The sequence below is a fragment of the Pedobacter petrophilus genome (assembly GCF_009674725.1).
GTDB lineage: Bacteria > Bacteroidota > Bacteroidia > Sphingobacteriales > Sphingobacteriaceae > Pedobacter > Pedobacter petrophilus.
Genome location: NZ_WKKH01000001.1, coordinates 227,751 through 246,994, shown reverse-complemented (window position 1 = coordinate 246,994; position 19,244 = coordinate 227,751). Strand labels below are relative to the sequence as shown.

Here is a 19,244-nt window from a genome sequence, read left to right as displayed (position 1 = left end):
AATAAAACATAAAACGGTACAAAAACTTGGTTCAGAGTATCTGGATGCATATTTTGTAACAGTAGTGATAGTAAGAACGAAGGTTTGGATATTAAATATCCAGACTTGAGTATCAAGATGCATAATCCTCAAACCAAACTTAACAATTTTGTACTCAAAACTAATCCCTTAAGACTAAGGCTCAAAACTGCAAACCCAAAACCCCTACCCTAACTTTTCTTTAACGATTTCAGCAATTAATTTTCCATCGGCCTTGCCAGCAAGTGCTTTGTTTGCCAAACCCATTATCTTACCCATATCTTTAACCGATGTTGCGCCAGATTGTTTGATTACATCTTCAATAATGGTTGCCACTTCGGCCCGATCTAACTGTTGTGGCAAAAACTTGTTGATCACATTAATCTCTTCTTCCTCAACCTGGTATAAATCTGCACGATTTTGTGATTTATAAATATCGGCCGATTCACGACGTTGTTTAATTAACTTCTGAAGAATCTTTAATTCTGTTTCCTCTGTAACTTCTTCTGTTGACCCTTTTTCTGTTTTAGCCAAAAGAAGGGCCGCTTTGATGGCTCTTAAACCGCGTAACTGTGCGCTGTCTTTTGCCAGCATGGCTTTCTTAATTTCCTGATCTATTGTATTTGATATCATATCGTTGTGGGTTGTGAGTTATGGGCTATAGGTACTGACATTCAACTTTTAACCTTCAACTCGTAATTTAATTACTTATCTCTTTTTATAATCGTTGCCGTTGCCTGAACCGTTGGCATAATTAACATATCATTGATATTTACATGTTTTGGCCGACTTACTACATACGAAATGGCATCTGCAATGTCATCAGCAATAAGTGGTTCCAGGTTTTCATAAACTTTCTTAGCGCGATCTTCGTCGCCCTTAAAACGAACCACAGAAAACTCAGTTTCTACCATACCAGGATTGATTTCTGTTACTTTAATGCCATGAGGCAACAGGTCTATTCTCATGGCCTTGCTCAAAGCATCAACCGCATGTTTAGTGGCGCAATATACATTTCCGTTGGGATAAACTTCTTTTCCGGCGATGGAACCAATATTTACAATGTGGCCGGATTGCTGTGGAATCATCCAGTTCGAAACGACTTTCGTAACATATAATAACCCTTTAACGTTAGTATCAATCATGGTATCCCAATCATCTGTACTGCCCTGATCAATAGGATCTAAGCCCTGGCTTAAACCTGCATTATTAACCAGGATATCCACTTTTTTCCAATCAGCAGGTAATTCTTCCAGCGCAGCTGATAAACTTTCTTTATTCCGGACATCTGCCAAAACCTGCTTAATTTCTACACCATATTGATTGTTAAGTTCTTGTGCAATTTTTAATAAACGATCTTCCCGGCGGGCGAGCAGAATTAACTGATAACCTTGTTGAGCAAAAGTACGTGCACAAGCCTCGCCAATGCCAGATGTTGCGCCTGTAATTAAAACAATTTTAGACATGTATGTGATTTTTTAAGTCTTGATAAACCCTGGAACTTAAAACTAAGGCCGATGATTTACCTCCGCAGGCAAAGGTAAGTTTTTTTGAATGGTGCGGCTATTGAAAAATTAAACTGAACGTTAATTGACGTAATTTCAACTTATCTATTGGATTTGCAAATGCGGTGTTATCGTGTTGAAGAATATCGTTTGTAGAATACGACAACTTAATTTCTGGCGACATTTTAAAATATTCGAAATACAAATCAAATCCAATCCCTGTTTCATAAGAAAGATAATTCTGCTGATTTTTTAATAGTTTGTTTACCGCGGTTTCACCTTCATCGGAGGTTTTCTTCTTCGATGCAATATCAATAGAGTATTTTGCGCCACCTAGCCAGTAAGCACGGAAGTTATTTAAGCGATTTGATTTTATTTTCAGTCCGAGTGGAAATTCAAACATGGTTGCCTGCACTTTCTTATCAACCAGGGTTTGGAAATTTTTAACTTGTCCGTTGCCTACATTGATCGGCTCCATTGGCTCATATTCATAACTTACGATCCGATCACTAAAAATCAAAGACGGCGTTGCACGAAGGTCAAAGTTTTCAGAAATCCGTCTGTTCATGACAAAGCCCAAACCAAAGCCTTGAGATGGTTTACTTGAAATGGAATTGAGTCGGGCTGTTACCGGCGCACCAGAGTTCGGATCATAAGAAACGCCAAAAGAATTTAACTCCTCAAAAAATGGACTCTGCCAGTTTTGCTTTTTCAGAATTTTATATTCTGCAGAAATATATTGAAAGTTAAACCCAAAACTCCAGTCTTCATCGTCTATGCCTCCACCCCAATTTTGGGCAAATGCCGAACTCGATATCATAAACAAGGAGATAATGAGGCTTAATTTTCTTATCATTTAGTTCCGACGTAAATTGAACTAATTCCAAACGTTAAAGTTCTCTGTTTGGTACTTTTAAAACCAACTTTCTCCATCAGGTGAGTAAATTCTTTTCCATCCGGAAAGGCGGCAACTGATTCTGGTAAATAAGTATAAGCCCTTGCGTCTTTAGAAAACAGTTTCCCAAAAAATGGCGTAACCTTTGAGAAATAAAAATTATAGAGCTGTTTAACCGGAAACACCCTTGGTTTTGAAAACTCAAGAATCACCATTTTTCCATTAGGTTTCAATACCCGGTACATATCTCTTAATCCTTGTTCGAGGTTTTCAAAGTTACGAACACCATATGCACAGGTAATGGCATCAAAAGTATGTTCTTCAAAATGCAAGCCTTCAGAATCACCCAGTTGAACAGTGAAAGTCTCATTTAAGCTTCTTTCATTGATTTTCTTTTTAGCTACATCCAACATCCCTTCAGAAATATCTACACCTATTACTTTCTCGGGATGAAGTTTTTTAATGGCTTCGAAGGCAAAGTCTCCAGTTCCGGTAGCCACATCGAGCATATTCCTTGGCTGAATAGAGACTAACTCCTTAATGGCCATTTTGCGCCAAATCACATCAATCCCCAAGGAAAGAAAATGATTTAAAAAATCGTAAGTGCCCGAAATGTTATTAAACATGGTTGCAACCTGCTCTTTTTTAGTTGCATCTTCTACTTGATATGGAGTAATATTCTGATTCATGATGTAGGGCAAAGATAGGGAAAAAGTCCAAAGTCTTTAGTCGATAGTCCGGAGTCTTGAAGATCAAGAGTTCGTAAAAGGACAAAGGCATGTATTTTATTTTAAACTTTACATTTCTTGTAGATTTGTGGTTTCGACTAATGACTTGAGGCTTCGGACTTCCGACTCAAAAGCCTACCTTTGCAGCTATGGTTATCAAAACGGCAACATTTGTTTGCAGCAACACCCAGATTTCGGCTTTACCGGCACCATTAATGCCCGAATATGCATTTATTGGCCGCTCCAATGTGGGGAAATCCTCTCTAATTAATATGTTGGTTAATCAGCACGGATTAGCGAAGACTTCACAACGCCCGGGCAAAACGCAGTTAATTAATCACTTTCTCATTAACGAAAAGTGGTATATTGTAGATTTACCGGGTTATGGCTACGCCAAGGTTTCTAAAACCAGCAGAGAGAAATGGGAAAAGTTCATTCGTGCGTACATCACTAAGAGAGAAAGTTTACAGTGTATTTTTGTGCTCATAGACAGCCGTTTAGAGCCTCAGCAAATCGATATCGAATTCTGCTATTGGTTAGGTGAAAAACAAATTCCTTTTTCATTACTTTTTACCAAGGCTGATAAACAAGGCATGACCACTACGCAAAAAAACGTAGCAGCATTTAAGAAAAAGCTGGGCGAGTTTTTTGAAGAAATTCCGGCTACTTTTATCACTTCAGCAGAAAAAGGAAATGGCAAAGATGATGTACTTCAATTTATTGGAGAGGTCAATCAGGATTTTGTTGTTCCAACAGAATATAAAAAGTTTTAGACAGTTAGCCATTTTCATTTTACTATAGAAAATCTAATCCATAAAATATTCGTATATCAATCAATGAAAAAATACTTTTCACTCGTATTATTCGCCCACTCGGTTTTTGCATTACCATTTGCCATGATTGGCTTTTTTCTGGGTGTAACCACTACCGAAAATCCGTTCTCCTGGTATAAACTTATCTTAGTATTGCTTTGCATGGTATTTGCCAGAAATTCTGCCATGGCATTTAACCGGTATCTTGACCGAAACATCGATGCAAAAAATCCAAGAACCAAAATGCGGGATATCCCTGCCGGGAAAGTTTCAGCCAATGAAGCACTGATTTTTGTCATTGCCAATTGCGTGCTGTTTGCGGTTACCACCTATTTCATTAATCCGCTCTGCTTCTACTTATCTCCGGTTGCCTTGTTCGTAGTTTTGTTTTATAGCTACACCAAAAGGTTTACAGCACTTTGCCACCTGGTACTGGGTCTTGGCCTCGCCCTCGCCCCTATTGGCGCCTACATTGCAGTAACTGGCCACTTTGCGTTGGTACCTGTTTTATATTCATTTACCGTATTATTTTGGGTAAGCGGCTTCGACATTATTTACGCTTTACAGGATGAAGATTTCGATCGCGAAGAAAAATTGCACTCCATTCCATCGGCTCTTGGCATTAAAAATGCTTTGAACGTATCGGTTTTACTGCATGTGCTTTCTGCAACCTGCGTTATTTTACCCGTGTTCTTTACCGAATTTAGCTGGGTCTATTATGTGGGAGTTGTATTTTTCTGCTCCATGCTTGTTTATCAACATATGCTGGTAAAACCAAACGATATTAGTAAAGTAAACAGGGCATTTCAAACCTTAAATGGATATGCATCTGTTGTGTTTGCCATTTGCTTTTTAATTGACGCGTACATTAGATATAAAGGATAGCATTTTGAATGTACATTTTGCATTCACTCCCTCAAGATTCTGTCATTCAATAATTATAAAATATTATGATAATTAATAAGAAACCTAGAACATATATTCCCCGGGATTTAACCATTACCTGGGAAAGCCTTGAACCACTTTTTACAGAATTGCAAAACAGAGAAATTAATAGTGTGGAAGAATTGGAGCAATGGTTAAAAGACCGTTCTGAACTAGAAGCTGCGCTTGAAGAAGATTTTGCATGGCGCTACATTAAAATGAGTTGCGATACAGCTAACGAAGAATTGGTTAAAAACTTCCAGTATTTTGCTGAAGAAATTGAACCAAAAATCTCTCCCCTATCCAATGCGCTAAACAAAAAATTTGTAGAAAGTCCTTTTATGGACGACCTGGATAAAGAGAAATTCTTTGTTTACAGCAGGGCAATAAAAAAAGCTTTAGAAATTTACCGCGAAGAAAACATTGAATTGTTTACCCAGTTACAAGTAAAGCAACAAAAATATCAGGGCATTACCGGCGCCATGAGTGTGGAAATTAACGGCCAGGAATACACACTTGAACAGGCTTCTGTTTTTATTAAAGATTTAAACCGTGAGGTTCGCGAAAATGCCTGGAAAACCATTCAGCAACGTCGCCTAATTGATAAAGATGATTTGAATATCCTGTTCGATGAACTCATTCAATTGCGCAATCATGTTGCCTTAAATGCAGGTTTTGAGAACTACCGTGATTACATGTTCCAGGCACTTGGTCGTTTTGATTATACACCTCAGGATTGTTATGATTTTGCCAATGCAATTGAAAAAGAGATCGTTCCTATCTTAAAAGAACAGGCAGAAAAGCGCCGGGAAGCTTTAGGTCTGGAGGTTTTAAAACCCTGGGATCTGGAAGTAAGTGTAAGCGGAAAAGCGGCTTTAAAGCCATTCAATAACGGAGAGGAGTTAATTGACAAAAGCATTGCGTGTTTTAATGCCATTGATGAGAAACTAGGTGTTAAATTGGCGAGTATGAAAGCCAATAACCTTTTCGATGTGGAAAGTAGAAAAGGTAAAGCACCAGGCGGGTATAACTATCCCTTAGCAGAAACAGGTGCGCCTTTCATCTTTATGAATTCTGCAAACTCGCTTCGCGATTTAACGACCATGGTGCACGAAGGCGGACATGCCATTCATACCTTTTTAACAGCAAACCTGGAATTAAACGATTTTAAACACTGCCCGTCAGAAGTTGCTGAATTAGCTTCTATGAGTATGGAATTAATTTCTATGGATAAATGGGATGTTTATTTTGACAATGAGGAAGATCTTATCCGTGCAAAGAGAGAACAACTTGCTGATGTTTTAAAAACTTTGCCCTGGGTTGCCGTAATTGATCAGTTTCAACATTGGATTTATACCAATCCAGACCACACTGCAGCTGATCGCGAAGAAACTTTTAAACAAATTTTTAATCGTTTTGGTGCAGGTTTCGCTAACTGGGATGATTTACAGCAACAATTTGGTAACGGCTGGCAAAAACAACTGCATTTATTCGAAGTTCCTTTTTATTATATCGAATATGCCATTGCGCAGTTAGGCGCTATTGCCGTTTGGAAAAATTACAAAGAAAATCCAGGCCAGGCTTTAGATCAATACCTTGCGGCACTATCTTTAGGTTATACCAAACCAATTAATGAAATTTACGAAACGGCAGGAATTAAATTCGATTTCAGTGCAGATTACGTGAAAGAACTGGCGCAATTTGTGAAAGAAGAGTTAGAAAAGTTAGGCTAATTCTTAAGTAACCATTTAAAAAGATTTATAGATTTTAGATAAAGTTCGTGTCTCCACGTTCCATAAAATTATCTGAATTAAAACTTAAAAAGTTCCTAAATTTATATTGATAAAGTCACGGCAATTAACCGTGACTTTTCTATTTTTAAAAAAAAAATATCGATGCGTATTCTAAAAACCATAATTATTGTTCTTGGCCTCTGTATTGGCGTTTGCCATGCCCGGCAAAGTAATCGCATACCTAATTATACTTTAACCGGATTTATTAATAAAAAAATTCCTGTCGAATTAAATATTTCCATTTCAAACAACATCATTTTAGGTCACATCAGGTATTTAAATACCAAGGCAAAAACACCAATAAAAATTATTGGTGAGGTGAGTGATCAAAATCAATATTCGCTGCACGAATTTGAGAAAAACGGAAATGTAAGCGGAAGCATTTATGCTACACTCAAAGGCAATCAGTTGAAAGGGAACTGGTCGGCTACCAAATCTGACACCAGTTATTCTGCTACGTTAACCATTAAAAACAATCAAGCTCTTAAACCCGAATTTTTTTCACCAGCCCAACCCAATCAGCTGGCAGGAAAATATCATTATCAGTATGGAGAAAAAGGTTATCAGGGGAGCATTACCATCCGCAAATTAACAGGCAGTTCCTATGCTTATGATATTGGCTCGGTTACCCATGATCCAGGGAGAAATATTGCAGATGCCTCCGGAACGGCTATTTTAAAAAACAATCAATTCGTTATTGAAGTTAACAAATCCTGTAAATTTGAGGTCCGCTTTTATAATGGTTTTCTGATCATTAGTGATGGCAACCCGAATCAGTTGAGCGAATGTGAATTCGGATTCAATGCAACCTTAGCGGGCACCTATCTTAAAATAAAATAATGCCCACCCAGCCTGTATTTACATTTCTATTTGGGCTATTGATGTAATCTATTGGTAACTGTGAAAATTTGTTAATTACCGTTAAACAGTGTTAAAAAGAAATTAGCGGAGATCTATTCCATTAGTTTTGCCAGGGTAACCTACTGGTCAATAGCTAATCATCTCTCAAATTTCACTATGAAATCTATTTTAACGCTTTTCGTTTACATCTCTTTATTTCATATTTCTACTGCCTGGGCGCAAAACAAAGCAGGCATCATTTCGGGTACGATTCTAAATGATTTGCAGAATCCGGTTGCTGCTTCCGTGAAACTATCTACAATAAACGATTCTTCTTTTTTAAAAATTACCCTAACTGATGAGTATGGGAAATTTCATTTTGATGAGCTCAAATCGGGTCAGTACACTTTACAGATCACTTCATTAGGTTATCGCCCCGCGGAAGCAAAGTTTCAAATCAGCGATAGCATACAACACGTGGTAAGGAACATTATTATTCAAACGATTCACAACGATTTAGGTAGTGTAACTATTGCCAGAAAAAAACCGGTGATTGAAAGATTTAACGATCGAACGGTGATGAACGTAGAGAATAGCCTGGTTTCCACAGGTAGCAATGCACTCGAGATTTTAGCAAAAATGCCCGGGGTTTCGGTAAACCAGGAAGGAACAATCAGTGTGCGTGGTAAATCTGGTGTCAACGTTCTGATAAATGGAAAATCTACCTTTCTTTCCAGCGAACAATTGGCAACGTTGTTGAAATCATTAAATGGGAATGAAATAAAAGCCATTTCTTTAATTACCAACCCATCATCCAAATACGATGCAGCAGGCAGCGCCGGAATAATTGATATCCGTTTAAAGAAAAACGCCAGCTTCGGCACCAATGGAAACCTGGATGGAGGTTTTGGTTATGGAAAACAGGCAAAAAGTAATATTGGAATTTCGCTAAACCACAGGAATAAAAACGTAAACATTTTTGGCAGCCTGAATAATAACAATAATAAAGCACCTGAAAATTTAGAGATCGAAAGAATTGTAAATGACGGTATATCAAATACGTTCTTTCAACAGTTTAGTACACAAAACCAATCAACCCACAACAACAGTTATAAAGCTGGAATTGACTATTTTTTGAATGATAAAAATACCATAGGCATGCTTACCAGTGGTTATTTTAATAATGGCCATGATCATTCAGATGGTTTAACTAATATCGGTTCAAGCTTTACAAAGGCTGATTCGAGCATCATCGCTGAAAGTCCCTCCGCTAATAAATATAGAAACCAGGCTTATAACCTGAATTATAAATCTGTAATTGATACACTCGGACAGGAACTCTCCGCTGATGTTGATTATGCGCACTATCGAAGTGAAGAAAATACGGTATACAACAATTATTTTTCCACCGGAAACGGAAGTTCCTACAGAGCGCCCTTAACCTTTCGGAATTCGACCCCGTCATCAGTTAAAATTAAAGCTGCAAAACTCGACTATTCACTCCCCTTAACACCTAAAACTAAACTTGATTTAGGTTTAAAAACCAGTTGGGTAAGTACAGATAATGATTTTAAATTTGAAAACTTTGCAGACTCGCGATGGCAAAATGACCCAACCAGAAGTAATCGTTTTATTTATAAAGAGAATATCAATGCGGCCTATGCTAATTTTAAACAGGAGTTCAAGTCTACCGGTATTGAAATTGGCTTAAGGGCTGAGCAAACCAACTCGGAAGGCAATTCCATCAGCGAGCAAAAAATAGTTAAACGGAGCTACCTGAATTTTTTTCCGAACCTTATTGTGAGTCAAAAATTATCAGCGCTTCATACCATCGGCTTTTCTTATAGCAGAAGGATAGACCGGCCAGATTACAAATCACTTAATCCATTCGTTTACTTCGTAGACCTTTATACCTTTGCGCAAGGAAATCCCTTTTTAAATCCACAATACACTCACGCGTTCGAGCTCTCTTACAACCACAATAAAACGCTGAATATTACACTGGGCTATAGCCATACTGATAATCTAATCCTTGATGTATTTCTTCCAGACAACGAGGAGAAAACATTGTATCAAACTGTTCAAAACCTGGATGAACGCTCCTCTTACAATCTAACCATTGGCTATCCCACTACAATTTCCAAATTCTGGACCATGGATAACACCGTTACCAGCAATTACAATCTAACGCGATCTGCAAGTTTAGCGGGCCTGGCTTATGATCGGAAAAAGGTAACCTTTTCCATAAATAGCAACCAGAACTTTATCATCACTCCAACATTGTCGGCAGAAATTTCTGCCGATTTTATCTCTGCTCAGATCTACGGAACATATGCCATCAAACCTTATTATGGAATCGATTTTGGAATAAAAAAGACCTTCCCTGATACAAGGCTGAATTTAAAATTTGCATTGAACGATGTGTTAAACAGTCGAAAGGCCAACATCAGCAGCGCATTATCGAACTTAAATTATAACCTAATCCAGAAACAGGAAACCAGAATTTTCAGAATAAGCCTGGGTTACGCTTTCGGTAGCAGTGCGATTAAAGCCACTCGTAACCGAAATACAAGTGTAACTGATGAAGAGAATAGAATCAAGTAATTTCAGGGATTGAAAATCCTTAGTTAAATCAAACGGGATTAAAAATACCGACTAACCGTTAAAACTAAAAGTTGGTCGAGATTTTTGATCTCATACCCTGATTGCTGCGGATTTTTAATCCGCCTAAAAACATCCAATGTGCTTCCTCAGCAGTTAAGCCAGCTTTTCGTCAGTCTTTTTCGTTTTCATAATCAAAAACATAATCAGGCCGGAAAGTAAAATCATCACCAGGTAGCTGTAACTCAAATTGCGTTCATCCTTTGCGGGGAAAAAATTCACAATTCCATAACTTAAAAAAGAAACAATAACATAAGTAATTCCACCAGTTAAACCGCCCGCTATGCCAGCATTTTTTGGAAATTGACTCAAACAGAAGGTAAAGTAATTATTGAAAGTATATCCGGCTCCGATATGAATGATAAAAGCAAAGAAAATTAGGGAATATAAATTGCTGATAAAATTCAGACTCAAAATCATTAAGATTACAAAAACGAGTTGCAAGGCTGAATTAATAGCCAGGCGGTTAAAGAACGGACGATTAATAGTCGCTTTGCCAATAAAGCCACCCACCATCCAGGCGAAACCCAAAACAAGGGAACTATAACCCGCTATTACCGGAGAGAATTTCAATTCGTGCTCAATAATAAAAGGCCCGGTCATGTTATAAACCATCACCATACAGTAAGCCAGCCCCAGCATTACGATTCCTAACGTAAAACTGGTTGTTTTAATCATCGTGAGGTAGATATTAGTAATTTTTTTCACTTGGAAATCTGTAAAATGTTTTAATGTTTCCCCGCTAAAAAGGAATTCGAGCAAGGCAAAAACAAGAGCGAAACCTGCTAAAAAATAGAAGTTGGATTCCCAGCCGAAGGCCGCTTGCAAATACCCGCCGACGAAAGGTGCAATGATGGGTCCGGTTGACCAGATTATAGAAAACAAACTCAAATAATGCTTCAGCTGATCGCCTTCAAACAAGTCGACGAAATAAGCACGTTTCGCAACCACAATTCCACCAACTGTTAAACCATGAATTACACGCATTAAATAAATCAGGTATATATTATGGGTAGTTGCGATAACAAGGCTTGCCGCAGCAAAAATCAACAGTGCATAAACTCCGATTTTATACCTTCCGAAACTATCTAAAATACTTCCTATAAATAGTTGAGATACGCCGTAACTGATGAGAAAAATGCTAAGGGTGAGCTGAACCTGAATACTGCTCACATGCATTTCTCCAGCCATTGTAGGTAGTGACGGGATATAAATATCTGTTGCAAAGCCCGATAATGGAATTAAAGCGAAGGCTAAGATCGTCGCAATTTTTTGATTCTTTTCTTTGATGTAGGTGACTTGACCAGCGTTATTCATTACAAAATTTTAAAAAATAGAAACAGGCTGTATAGGGTAGCCTGATGATAAGGACGGCAAAAATAAACTTTTTAGAAGAGCTAATAAAACCTGACAATGAAACAAACACTTTCCCTTGACATTTTTTGTTTTTTGTGACAATCCAGCTATTATTTAGTATGAGATGGAAGGCCAAGTTTATGCTGTATCGAAATTTATATGTTGCTTTAAACGTTTTTAACTGATATTTTTTTAAGTTTGAGGAATACTACAAGCAAACTAAGATGTTCGAAAAGCTATTCAGGAAGAAATCTATTTCAAAGATATTAAAAGATGCGGCAGGCGGCTATGGAGATCATGAAAATACACTTCACAAAACACTTGGCGTACGCGATTTAACTGCTTTCGGTATTGCGGCCATTATCGGCGCCGGAATTTTTAGCACAATTGGTAAAGCCAGTGCAGACGGCGGACCAGCCGTAATTTTCCTTTTTATATTTACAGCAGTGGCTTGTAGTTTTGCCGCTTTTGCCTACGCAGAGTTCGCCTCTATGGTTCCGGTTTCGGGAAGCGCATATACTTACTCTTATGTTGCTTTTGGCGAATTGGTGGCCTGGATTATTGGCTGGTCGCTAATTATGGAGTATTCTATCGGGAACATTACGGTGGCCATTTCCTGGTCTGATTATTTTACGGGGCTAATGTCTTCCATAAAAATTCCTTTTCTCGGCATCAATGGAATTCATATTCCGGATTGGGCCACTATGGATTACCTAAGTGCTTATAATGGCAACAAACATGCAGAAGCTTTACTTGCAGCCGGTAAAAACCTTAACGACCTCGATTCTGCCACTGCTTTAGCAAATAATGCCTGGCTAACTGCTCCAAAAATTGGTAGTTTCCATATTGTAGCAGATATTCCTGCACTCGGCATTATTACCTTAATTACCTGGTTAATTTACCGTGGAATGAAAGAAAGTAGAAATGCCAGCAATGCCATGGTAGTTGTTAAGCTTGCGGTTATTATGCTGGTTTTAGCGGTTGGAATATTTTATGTGGATACCAGAAACTGGAATCCATTTGCGCCGAATGGTGTATCTGGCATTTTAAAAGGGGTTTCAGCGGTATTCTTCGCTTACATTGGCTTCGATGCAATTTCTACTACCGCAGAAGAATGTAAAAATCCTCAGCGTGATTTACCTCGCGGGATGATGTGGGCAATTATTATTTGTACTGTTTTATATGTTGCAATTGCCCTGGTTTTAACCGGAATTGTAAAATCTGATACTCTAGCCGTTGGCGATCCTTTAGCCTTTGTTTTTGATCAGATTGATTTAAAGTTAATGAGCGGAATTATCGCAGTTAGTGCGGTTTTCGCCATGGCCAGTGTATTGTTGGTTTTCCAAATGGGCCAGCCCCGTATCTGGATGAGCATGAGCCGGGATGGCTTACTGCCAAAATCATTTTCAAAGATTCATCCGAAATACAAAACTCCTTCATTTGCAACCATTGTAGTTGGTTTCGTGGTGGCGATTCCTTCGCTTTTCATGAACCTTACCATTGTAACCGACCTTTGCTCCATCGGTACTTTGTTCGCTTTTGTTTTGGTTTGCGCAGGTGTATTGGTATTACAGAACCGTCCGGATGTACAACGTGGAAAATTCAAAATCCCTTACGCAAACAGCAAATTCATCGTACCAATCGCATTTATCGCTGCCCTGGCTTTTGCTTTTACACAATATGAAAAAGAAACAAAAGCATTCTTTTTTAATTCACCGAGAATAGTGACGACCGTAAATTTTGTTACGTCATTAAATGGTGAAGAGCTAAAAATAGTTAAAGAGGAAATTGTTAAAAATGCTACGCCACAGATTATGCTTGCAGAGAAAGTAGATGCAGAATCTTACTTAAGTGCTTTGCCAGGCGATCGTTATGAACAATTTATTTCAGCGTCAAAAGTTTCTTTTGAAAAGAAATATGAAAGTGGCTGGAGCCTGTTTAAACACAAAATACCCATGTGGATTTTTCTGATTATCTGTGTGATGATCTCCTATTACTGCGTAACTAAAAACCTATCCCTAATTCCTGTTTTAGGCTTAATCAGTTGTTTATACATGATGTGTGAGCTCGGGATTTCCAATTGGATTGGTTTCGGAATCTGGCTGGTAATTGGTTTGGTGGTGTATTTCGCCTATGGCTACAGACACAGTAAACTGGCCCACCCAGAAGGTTAAATGACTAGCGGCCGGGTGTGGGCTCAAACAATAGTATTATGTTCCCGTTATCGCCTGATCAACACATCCACTAATAAATAAGATAAGTGCTGGCATAAAGTAAAATCCACTATATAAAAAAACCTCAGTTCTATTAAACATGAACTGAGGTTTTTTTTATGTATTTGCTGTATTCTTATCGCTTCTTAAATGCGAAGACAGTCAGGATAACCAATCCGATTCCGGAAAGGATAAGATAGTATTCACTATGTGCCAAACCGTTTATCTTTGCCGCCGGCCCGGCAATGAACAATAAGATAGCAAATACAATTAATAGGTTTCTAAGCATTACACCGCTAATCTATTCAGTTCAATATCATCTGGTGTTACGAAAATTAATGGCACCTTTTCTACATCTACATAACTGCTATCCAGGCCAAAACTTCTTTCTTCAGATAAACTCAATTTTTTCAAAATGAAGTAGTAATCCATAATCTGACGCTCGTAGAAACTCAGTTTGGTAAATTTAGACAAGTGTTTTTCTAACAACACAAACCTGAAGTCGCCTGCAATTTTATGTTTATTTAGCGAGGTGTATTGACTGGTAATATCTATTTCTCCATTTTTTACCAATTCTTCAACTACTTTACGGTAAAGCAAATTAACGCGTTGTTCAATTCTGAAACCTAACCTGAAATCAATTCTAATCAACTTACCAGGAATTAAGAATTCTACTTTATAATCCAGTGTGTAAGGTTCATCCATTACATCAACATGAACCAACCAATACACATCAGCGCGCTTCGGTTCTTTTTGTATAATGGAATAAATTATTTTAGATTCTATCTCCGTTTTGAAGTTGGCACTGGTTAAATAAACCAGCTGTGAAGAGTACTTTGGAACGGATTCATCACTACTTAACTCACTTAAAATTTGATAGTAGTCTTCGATCTCTACGTATTTAACGAAGCGATTTTTAATCTTCCTGGCCACAAACCAGCTCCACATAATGGTAAATAACAGCGAACCAATTAATACCGTAACCCAACCGCCATGAACAAATTTGGTTAAATTACTCACCAGGAATGTTCCTTCAATAATAATATAGGTAACAAAGAAAATTAAAATCGAATATTTCGGGAACCTTCTGCTGCGCAGATAAAAACTCACTAAAATTGTGGTCATTAACATCGCTATGGTAATTGATAACCCATAGGCAGCATCCATTCTCTCTGACTCTTTAAACAAGAGCACAATACCGCAGCAGCCTATCCACAACATCCAGTTGATAGATGGCACGTATAACTGGCCTTTAGAAACTGTTGGATAAACAATTCTGATTTTCGGCCAAAGGTTTAGCCTTACAGCCTCTGAAATTAATGTAAATGAACCACTGATCAATGCCTGTGAAGCGATAATAGCTGCCATTGTTGCCAGGATAACCATTCCAATCTGGAATTGATCTGGTACAATCATAAAAAACGGATTCATTTTCGCACCTGGCAAAAAGTGACCAGAGTTTTGAAGAATCCATACCCCCTGACCTAAATAATTCAGGATTAGAGTCAGTTTTACAAAGATCCAGCTGATCCGGATGTTGTTCCTTCCACAGTGCCCTAAATCTGAATACAAAGCTTCGGCACCCGTGGTACAAAGAAAAACACCACCAAGAATGTAAAATGCATTGTGATTGGTAACCAACAAGTGAATGGCATAATATGGATTTAATGCCCTTAAAATACTTAAATCCTTTACGATAAACAGGATTCCGAGAATCCCCAGAATACCAAACCAAACGAACATTACAGGCCCAAAAAGTTTCCCTACCAGGTTGGTTCCAAATTGCTGTATGATAAACAGCATGGTTAAAATGGTTAATACGATAGGGATAACAGGAACATCAAACTTACTTGTTAACCCTTCAATTGCCGAAGTAACGGTAATGCTGGGGGTAATAATTCCATCGGCAAGGAGGGCACAGCCGCCAATAATAGCAGGTACAACCAGCCATTTGGCTTTTTTTCTAACTAAAGAGAACAGTGAAAAAATTCCACCCTCCCCTTTATTATCGGCCCTTAAAGTGATAATAACGTATTTAATGGTGGTTTGGAGCGTCAGTGTCCATATAATACAGGAAAGTACGCCTAAAACAACATCGGGTGTTATTGCGCCTGGATTGGTGATTATGCCTTTTTTTACACCTAAAATAATTTTGAAGATCGCGTTCAGTGTATAGAGTGGTGATGTACCAATATCTCCAAACACGATTCCTAAACTAATCAGTACCCCACCGGCGGTTAATGCATTAACATTTTTATGATTTGACACTTTATATTTTTTTAGTGCGGCAAAAGTAAACTATGTATAACAAATTAACAACCAAATTATTGTGTATTTTTAACACGATGAAAAACAATTATTATTGTTAAATTGTGTTAAATTATGGCTTTTAAACAAAATCTTTAATTTCTTTGTTTAAAATTAATACATTTGCTTTACCAATTTGATGAAACTCTACACTAGGATAATGCTACTCACAAAATTTCTATGCGCATTGTGCATAGTGTTATTGTGTGGTCTAAATTCCTGGTCGCAAGAAGCTGATAGTGTTCACATTAGCTTAAAGAATAGAACTAAAAAAACAACTAAAATTCCGGAGATTAAGGCAAATATCGAACCCTACAAACCCATGTTTGGTACACTCGGATATTCTGGAACGTTTAATACTTATTCTACTGTTACCAAATCGCCAAACATTGCGGCAAGTAAAGATAAATTGCTTACCATTTTAAAAATTTATCCTAATCCGGTCGAAGATCAGTTGAACATTATCTTGTCGATTGCTAAAGATGGCACTCAAACCACAATCAAAATTATCGATTTACTCGGAAACGAGGTGGTAACACTTTCAAACGAACGCCTCAATGCAGGTGAGCAAACCAAAAGCTTCACTATTCCAAGCCGCTTAAATGCCGGCATCTATTTTTTACGCGTAATGGCTGGTTCAGAAAGCCAGGTAAAGCGAATCTCAGTTTTATAAAATCATTTTCTTTTCTATTTTTGGAGAGGTTTGAGCGATCTTCATCCCTTCTTTTACTTAGATATTTAAAAAATGAAAATTATAGCAATAGGCAGAAATTATGCCGAACACGCAAAAGAACTAAACAATCCGGTGCCAACCACACCAGTGATCTTCATGAAACCTGATACAGCGTTGTTGAAGGACAACAAACCTTTCTACCTTCCAGATTTTTCTGATGATGTACATTACGAACTTGAAGTTGTTTTAAAGGTTTGCAAAGAAGGAAAACACATTGCTGAAAAATTTGCCGCAAATTATTACGATGAGATCGGACTTGGAATCGACTTTACCGCCCGCGATATTCAAACTAAACACAAAGAAAAAGGTTTACCCTGGGAACTTGCAAAAGGATTTGACAGTTCTGCGCCAGTAAGTTTATTTTCACCTAAAAGCGACTTCGAAGATTTATACAAGTTAAATTTCGAGCTTAAAATCAATAACGAATTGCGCCAAAAAGGAAACACCAATGATTTGCTGTTCTCCTTTGAAAAGATTATCAGTTTCGTTTCTCAATATATTACCTTAAAAAAAGGCGACTTAATTTTCACCGGTACGCCTGCCGGCGTTGGTAAGGTGAATCAGGGAGACAAATTAGAAGCCTGGTTAGAAGGCAAACAACTTTTAAATTTTGATGTTAAATAACGAATGATTAAAAAACCGATCCTGTACCTATTTAAAGTTTCTCTCGTCGTTTGTTTTTCCATTACCGCTCATTTCGTTCAGGCGCAACAGATTTTTAGCACAAACAAATATCCCATTACAGATTTCAGGCAGCCGCTGGATATTACTCCTCCTGCCCTGGCGGGATCATTTGGAGAAATTCGGGGCAACCACTTTCACTCCGGAATAGATTTTAGGACCAACCAGCGCGAAGGCTATCCTGTTTACGCGGTTGCAGATGGGTATATATCCAGGCTAAGGGTTCAGAACAGTGGCTTCGGGCAAGCGCTTTACATTAACCATCCCAACGGATTTACCACTGTTTACGGTCACTTACAACGCTTTTCGCCGAAAATAGCAACAATCGTAAAGAATTTAGAATATGAAAAGAAAACTTTTGAAATTGACGAGTTCCCTGATGCAACTTTAATTCCTGTTCGCAAAGGCGAGGTAATTGCCTGGTCGGGTAACCGCGGTAGTTCGGGCGGACCGCATTTACACTTTGAAATCAGGGATACAAAAACCGAAGAAACAATCAACCCACAATTTTTCGGCATTAATATCCCGGATAACATTCCTCCAATTATTCATGGTTTATATGTTTATCGCTTAAATGGGAAAACCTTTAATGAGTCTACGTCAAAACAGGCAATAGGCATTTCAGGAGCAAGTGGAAATTATAAAGCAACGGCACCTGTAAGTTTAACCGGTGAAGTTGGTTTCGGAATTGTAGTTACCGATCGCCATAATGGTTTATCAGGAACAAATGGTGTCTATTCTATTCAGCTGGAGCTAGATGGTAAAATAATTTACACCTCTGCTTTAGAACGTTTCGCCTTTGAAAACAGCAAAGCGATCAATTCTCATATTGATTATCCAACCTACGTAAATACAAAAAGAAGCATTCAGAAAAGCTTTGTAGACCCTGGCAATCCGTTAAAAATCTACAGTGGGTTAGTGAATAACGGCAAAATCAACTTTAATGATGGTGCATCTCATCAGCTTCGCTACATCATTACCGATTCTAAGGGAAATTCATCGACATTACCATTCACCGTTAACGCCGGAACAGCACCTGTTTTGTTAACAACAATTCCATCGGGAAGCATTTACCCTTATGGGAAGGTGAATGAATTCAATAACGAAGACCTCAAAGTTATCTTCCCGCAAGGCACCTTATATAACGATTTGAATTTCGTTTATAAAAAACTACCTCAACCTGCAGGCAATGCCTATTCTGCTATGCACCAGATCCATAACCGGTATACCCCGCTGCATATTGGGTTTAATTTATGGATCAAGGCGGATGAACTTCCGGAGCACCTAAGAAATAAGGCTTTAATTGTGAGCCTCGGAGGATCTTCTCAAGGTGGTATTTATGAAAATGGCTACGTTAAAGCCACGCCAAAAAACTTCGGCACTTTTTATATTGCTACCGATACCGTTGCGCCAAGAATTACACCCGTAAATATTACAAACGGTAAAAGTATGGCAGGCTTATCGAAAATGACCTTTAGAATTAGCGATAACCTATCGGGAATAAAAAGCTTTAACGGCTATATGGATGGTAAATGGATTTTAATGGAATTCGATGCTAAAACAGCTACGCTTTGGCACAGTTTCGATGAGCGGACATCAGCAGGAAAGCACAATTTTGAATTGGTCGTAACAGACCTAAAAGAAAATACCAGGCATTATAACATTTCATTTTCAAGATAAATGTGATATTTTGTCATAAAATATTGCTAAAACAAATCAAAGTCATATTTAATAAGAGATAAACACGATAATAACATAAACTGTTTAACTTGCAAAAA

General features: G+C 38.0%; 15 protein-coding genes. 9 read left to right on the top strand and 6 right to left on the bottom strand.

Annotated features, from left to right (window positions below; all coding sequences use genetic code 11):
• Positions 1 to 204: 204 nt before the first annotated feature.
• From GJU39_RS00950 to ubiE, 4 genes are all read right to left on the bottom strand, one after another.
• Positions 205 to 651, bottom strand: a complete 447-nt coding sequence (locus GJU39_RS00950; protein WP_154278810.1) for a GatB/YqeY domain-containing protein — start codon at positions 649 to 651, stop codon at positions 205 to 207.
• A 71-nt stretch (positions 652 to 722) separates the two neighbouring features.
• Entirely contained in the window at positions 723 to 1,484 is a 762-nt protein-coding gene (locus GJU39_RS00945; protein ID WP_154278809.1) for an SDR family oxidoreductase, read from the bottom strand.
• Positions 1,485 to 1,581: 97 nt separating this feature from the next.
• A complete protein-coding gene (porT, locus tag GJU39_RS00940) occupies positions 1,582 to 2,379 on the bottom strand; it encodes a type IX secretion/gliding motility protein PorT/SprT (RefSeq protein WP_154278808.1) in 798 nt (265 codons plus the stop codon).
• Positions 2,376 to 3,107 carry a bifunctional demethylmenaquinone methyltransferase/2-methoxy-6-polyprenyl-1,4-benzoquinol methylase UbiE gene (ubiE, locus tag GJU39_RS00935; protein ID WP_154278807.1) on the bottom strand — a complete coding sequence of 244 codons (732 nt, stop codon included), beginning with the start codon at positions 3,105 to 3,107 and terminating at the stop codon, positions 2,376 to 2,378. The genes porT and ubiE overlap by 4 nt, the downstream gene beginning before the upstream one ends.
• Before the next feature lie 188 nt (positions 3,108 to 3,295).
• On the opposite strand from ubiE, the gene yihA reads away from it, so the two are divergent.
• The 5 genes from yihA to GJU39_RS00910 all read left to right on the top strand — a co-directional run bounded on the left by yihA (position 3,296) and on the right by GJU39_RS00910 (position 10,119).
• Positions 3,296 to 3,919 carry a ribosome biogenesis GTP-binding protein YihA/YsxC gene (gene yihA, locus GJU39_RS00930; RefSeq protein ID WP_154278806.1) on the top strand — a complete coding sequence of 208 codons (624 nt, stop codon included), beginning with the start codon at positions 3,296 to 3,298 and terminating at the stop codon, positions 3,917 to 3,919.
• 63 nt (positions 3,920 to 3,982) lie between these two features.
• Entirely contained in the window at positions 3,983 to 4,843 is an 861-nt protein-coding gene (locus tag GJU39_RS00925; protein ID WP_154278805.1) for a UbiA-like polyprenyltransferase, read from the top strand.
• 65 nt (positions 4,844 to 4,908) lie between these two features.
• Entirely contained in the window at positions 4,909 to 6,615 is a 1,707-nt protein-coding gene (locus tag GJU39_RS00920) for a M3 family oligoendopeptidase (RefSeq protein WP_154278804.1), read from the top strand.
• A gap of 162 nt (positions 6,616 to 6,777) precedes the next feature.
• Entirely contained in the window at positions 6,778 to 7,515 is a 738-nt protein-coding gene (locus tag GJU39_RS00915) for a hypothetical protein (RefSeq protein ID WP_154278803.1), read from the top strand.
• A gap of 177 nt (positions 7,516 to 7,692) precedes the next feature.
• Positions 7,693 to 10,119, top strand: a complete 2,427-nt coding sequence (locus tag GJU39_RS00910; RefSeq protein WP_154278802.1) for a TonB-dependent receptor — start codon at positions 7,693 to 7,695, stop codon at positions 10,117 to 10,119.
• Positions 10,120 to 10,272: 153 nt separating this feature from the next.
• On the opposite strand, the gene GJU39_RS00905 is transcribed toward GJU39_RS00910, so the two are convergent.
• Complete coding sequence (locus GJU39_RS00905; RefSeq protein WP_154278801.1) at positions 10,273 to 11,493, bottom strand: MFS transporter; 1,221 nt, start codon at positions 11,491 to 11,493, stop codon at positions 10,273 to 10,275.
• A gap of 263 nt (positions 11,494 to 11,756) precedes the next feature.
• On the opposite strand from GJU39_RS00905, the gene GJU39_RS00900 reads away from it, so the two are divergent.
• Positions 11,757 to 13,706: an amino acid permease gene (locus GJU39_RS00900; protein ID WP_154278800.1), complete on the top strand. Its 1,950-nt coding sequence runs from the start codon at positions 11,757 to 11,759 to the stop codon at positions 13,704 to 13,706.
• A 327-nt stretch (positions 13,707 to 14,033) separates the two neighbouring features.
• Here the strand turns inward: GJU39_RS00900 and GJU39_RS00895 are convergent, their stop codons facing one another.
• Positions 14,034 to 16,013, bottom strand: coding sequence for a KUP/HAK/KT family potassium transporter (locus tag GJU39_RS00895; RefSeq protein ID WP_342448159.1), 1,980 nt, complete (start codon positions 16,011 to 16,013; stop codon positions 14,034 to 14,036).
• A gap of 199 nt (positions 16,014 to 16,212) precedes the next feature.
• Between GJU39_RS00895 and GJU39_RS00890 the strand changes: the two genes are divergently transcribed.
• The 3 genes from GJU39_RS00890 (at position 16,213) to GJU39_RS00880 (ending at position 19,146) form a co-directional block, all read left to right on the top strand.
• A complete protein-coding gene (locus GJU39_RS00890) occupies positions 16,213 to 16,725 on the top strand; it encodes a T9SS type A sorting domain-containing protein (RefSeq protein WP_154278799.1) in 513 nt (170 codons plus the stop codon).
• Between the two features lie 72 nt (positions 16,726 to 16,797).
• Complete coding sequence (locus tag GJU39_RS00885) at positions 16,798 to 17,409, top strand: fumarylacetoacetate hydrolase family protein (protein ID WP_154278798.1); 612 nt, start codon at positions 16,798 to 16,800, stop codon at positions 17,407 to 17,409.
• Positions 17,410 to 17,412: 3 nt separating this feature from the next.
• Entirely contained in the window at positions 17,413 to 19,146 is a 1,734-nt protein-coding gene (locus tag GJU39_RS00880) for a M23 family metallopeptidase (RefSeq protein ID WP_154278797.1), read from the top strand.
• Positions 19,147 to 19,244: the final 98 nt, after the last annotated feature.

Bases quoted from the DNA above. Each gene is read 5' to 3' on its own strand.
- GJU39_RS00950 (WP_154278810.1), bottom strand. From the start codon at position 651: ATGATATCAAATACAATAGATCAGGAAATTAAGAAAGCCATGCTGGCA.
- GJU39_RS00945 (WP_154278809.1), bottom strand. From the start codon at position 1,484: ATGTCTAAAATTGTTTTAATTACAGGCGCAACATCTGGCATTGGCGAG.
- porT (WP_154278808.1), bottom strand. From the start codon at position 2,379: ATGATAAGAAAATTAAGCCTCATTATCTCCTTGTTTATGATATCGAGT.
- ubiE (WP_154278807.1), bottom strand. From the start codon at position 3,107: ATGAATCAGAATATTACTCCATATCAAGTAGAAGATGCAACTAAAAAA.
- yihA (WP_154278806.1), top strand. From the start codon at position 3,296: ATGGTTATCAAAACGGCAACATTTGTTTGCAGCAACACCCAGATTTCG.
- GJU39_RS00925 (WP_154278805.1), top strand. From the start codon at position 3,983: ATGAAAAAATACTTTTCACTCGTATTATTCGCCCACTCGGTTTTTGCA.
- GJU39_RS00920 (WP_154278804.1), top strand. From the start codon at position 4,909: ATGATAATTAATAAGAAACCTAGAACATATATTCCCCGGGATTTAACC.
- GJU39_RS00915 (WP_154278803.1), top strand. From the start codon at position 6,778: ATGCGTATTCTAAAAACCATAATTATTGTTCTTGGCCTCTGTATTGGC.
- GJU39_RS00910 (WP_154278802.1), top strand. From the start codon at position 7,693: ATGAAATCTATTTTAACGCTTTTCGTTTACATCTCTTTATTTCATATT.
- GJU39_RS00905 (WP_154278801.1), bottom strand. From the start codon at position 11,493: ATGAATAACGCTGGTCAAGTCACCTACATCAAAGAAAAGAATCAAAAA.
- GJU39_RS00900 (WP_154278800.1), top strand. From the start codon at position 11,757: ATGTTCGAAAAGCTATTCAGGAAGAAATCTATTTCAAAGATATTAAAA.
- GJU39_RS00890 (WP_154278799.1), top strand. From the start codon at position 16,213: ATGCTACTCACAAAATTTCTATGCGCATTGTGCATAGTGTTATTGTGT.
- GJU39_RS00885 (WP_154278798.1), top strand. From the start codon at position 16,798: ATGAAAATTATAGCAATAGGCAGAAATTATGCCGAACACGCAAAAGAA.
- GJU39_RS00880 (WP_154278797.1), top strand. From the start codon at position 17,413: ATGATTAAAAAACCGATCCTGTACCTATTTAAAGTTTCTCTCGTCGTT.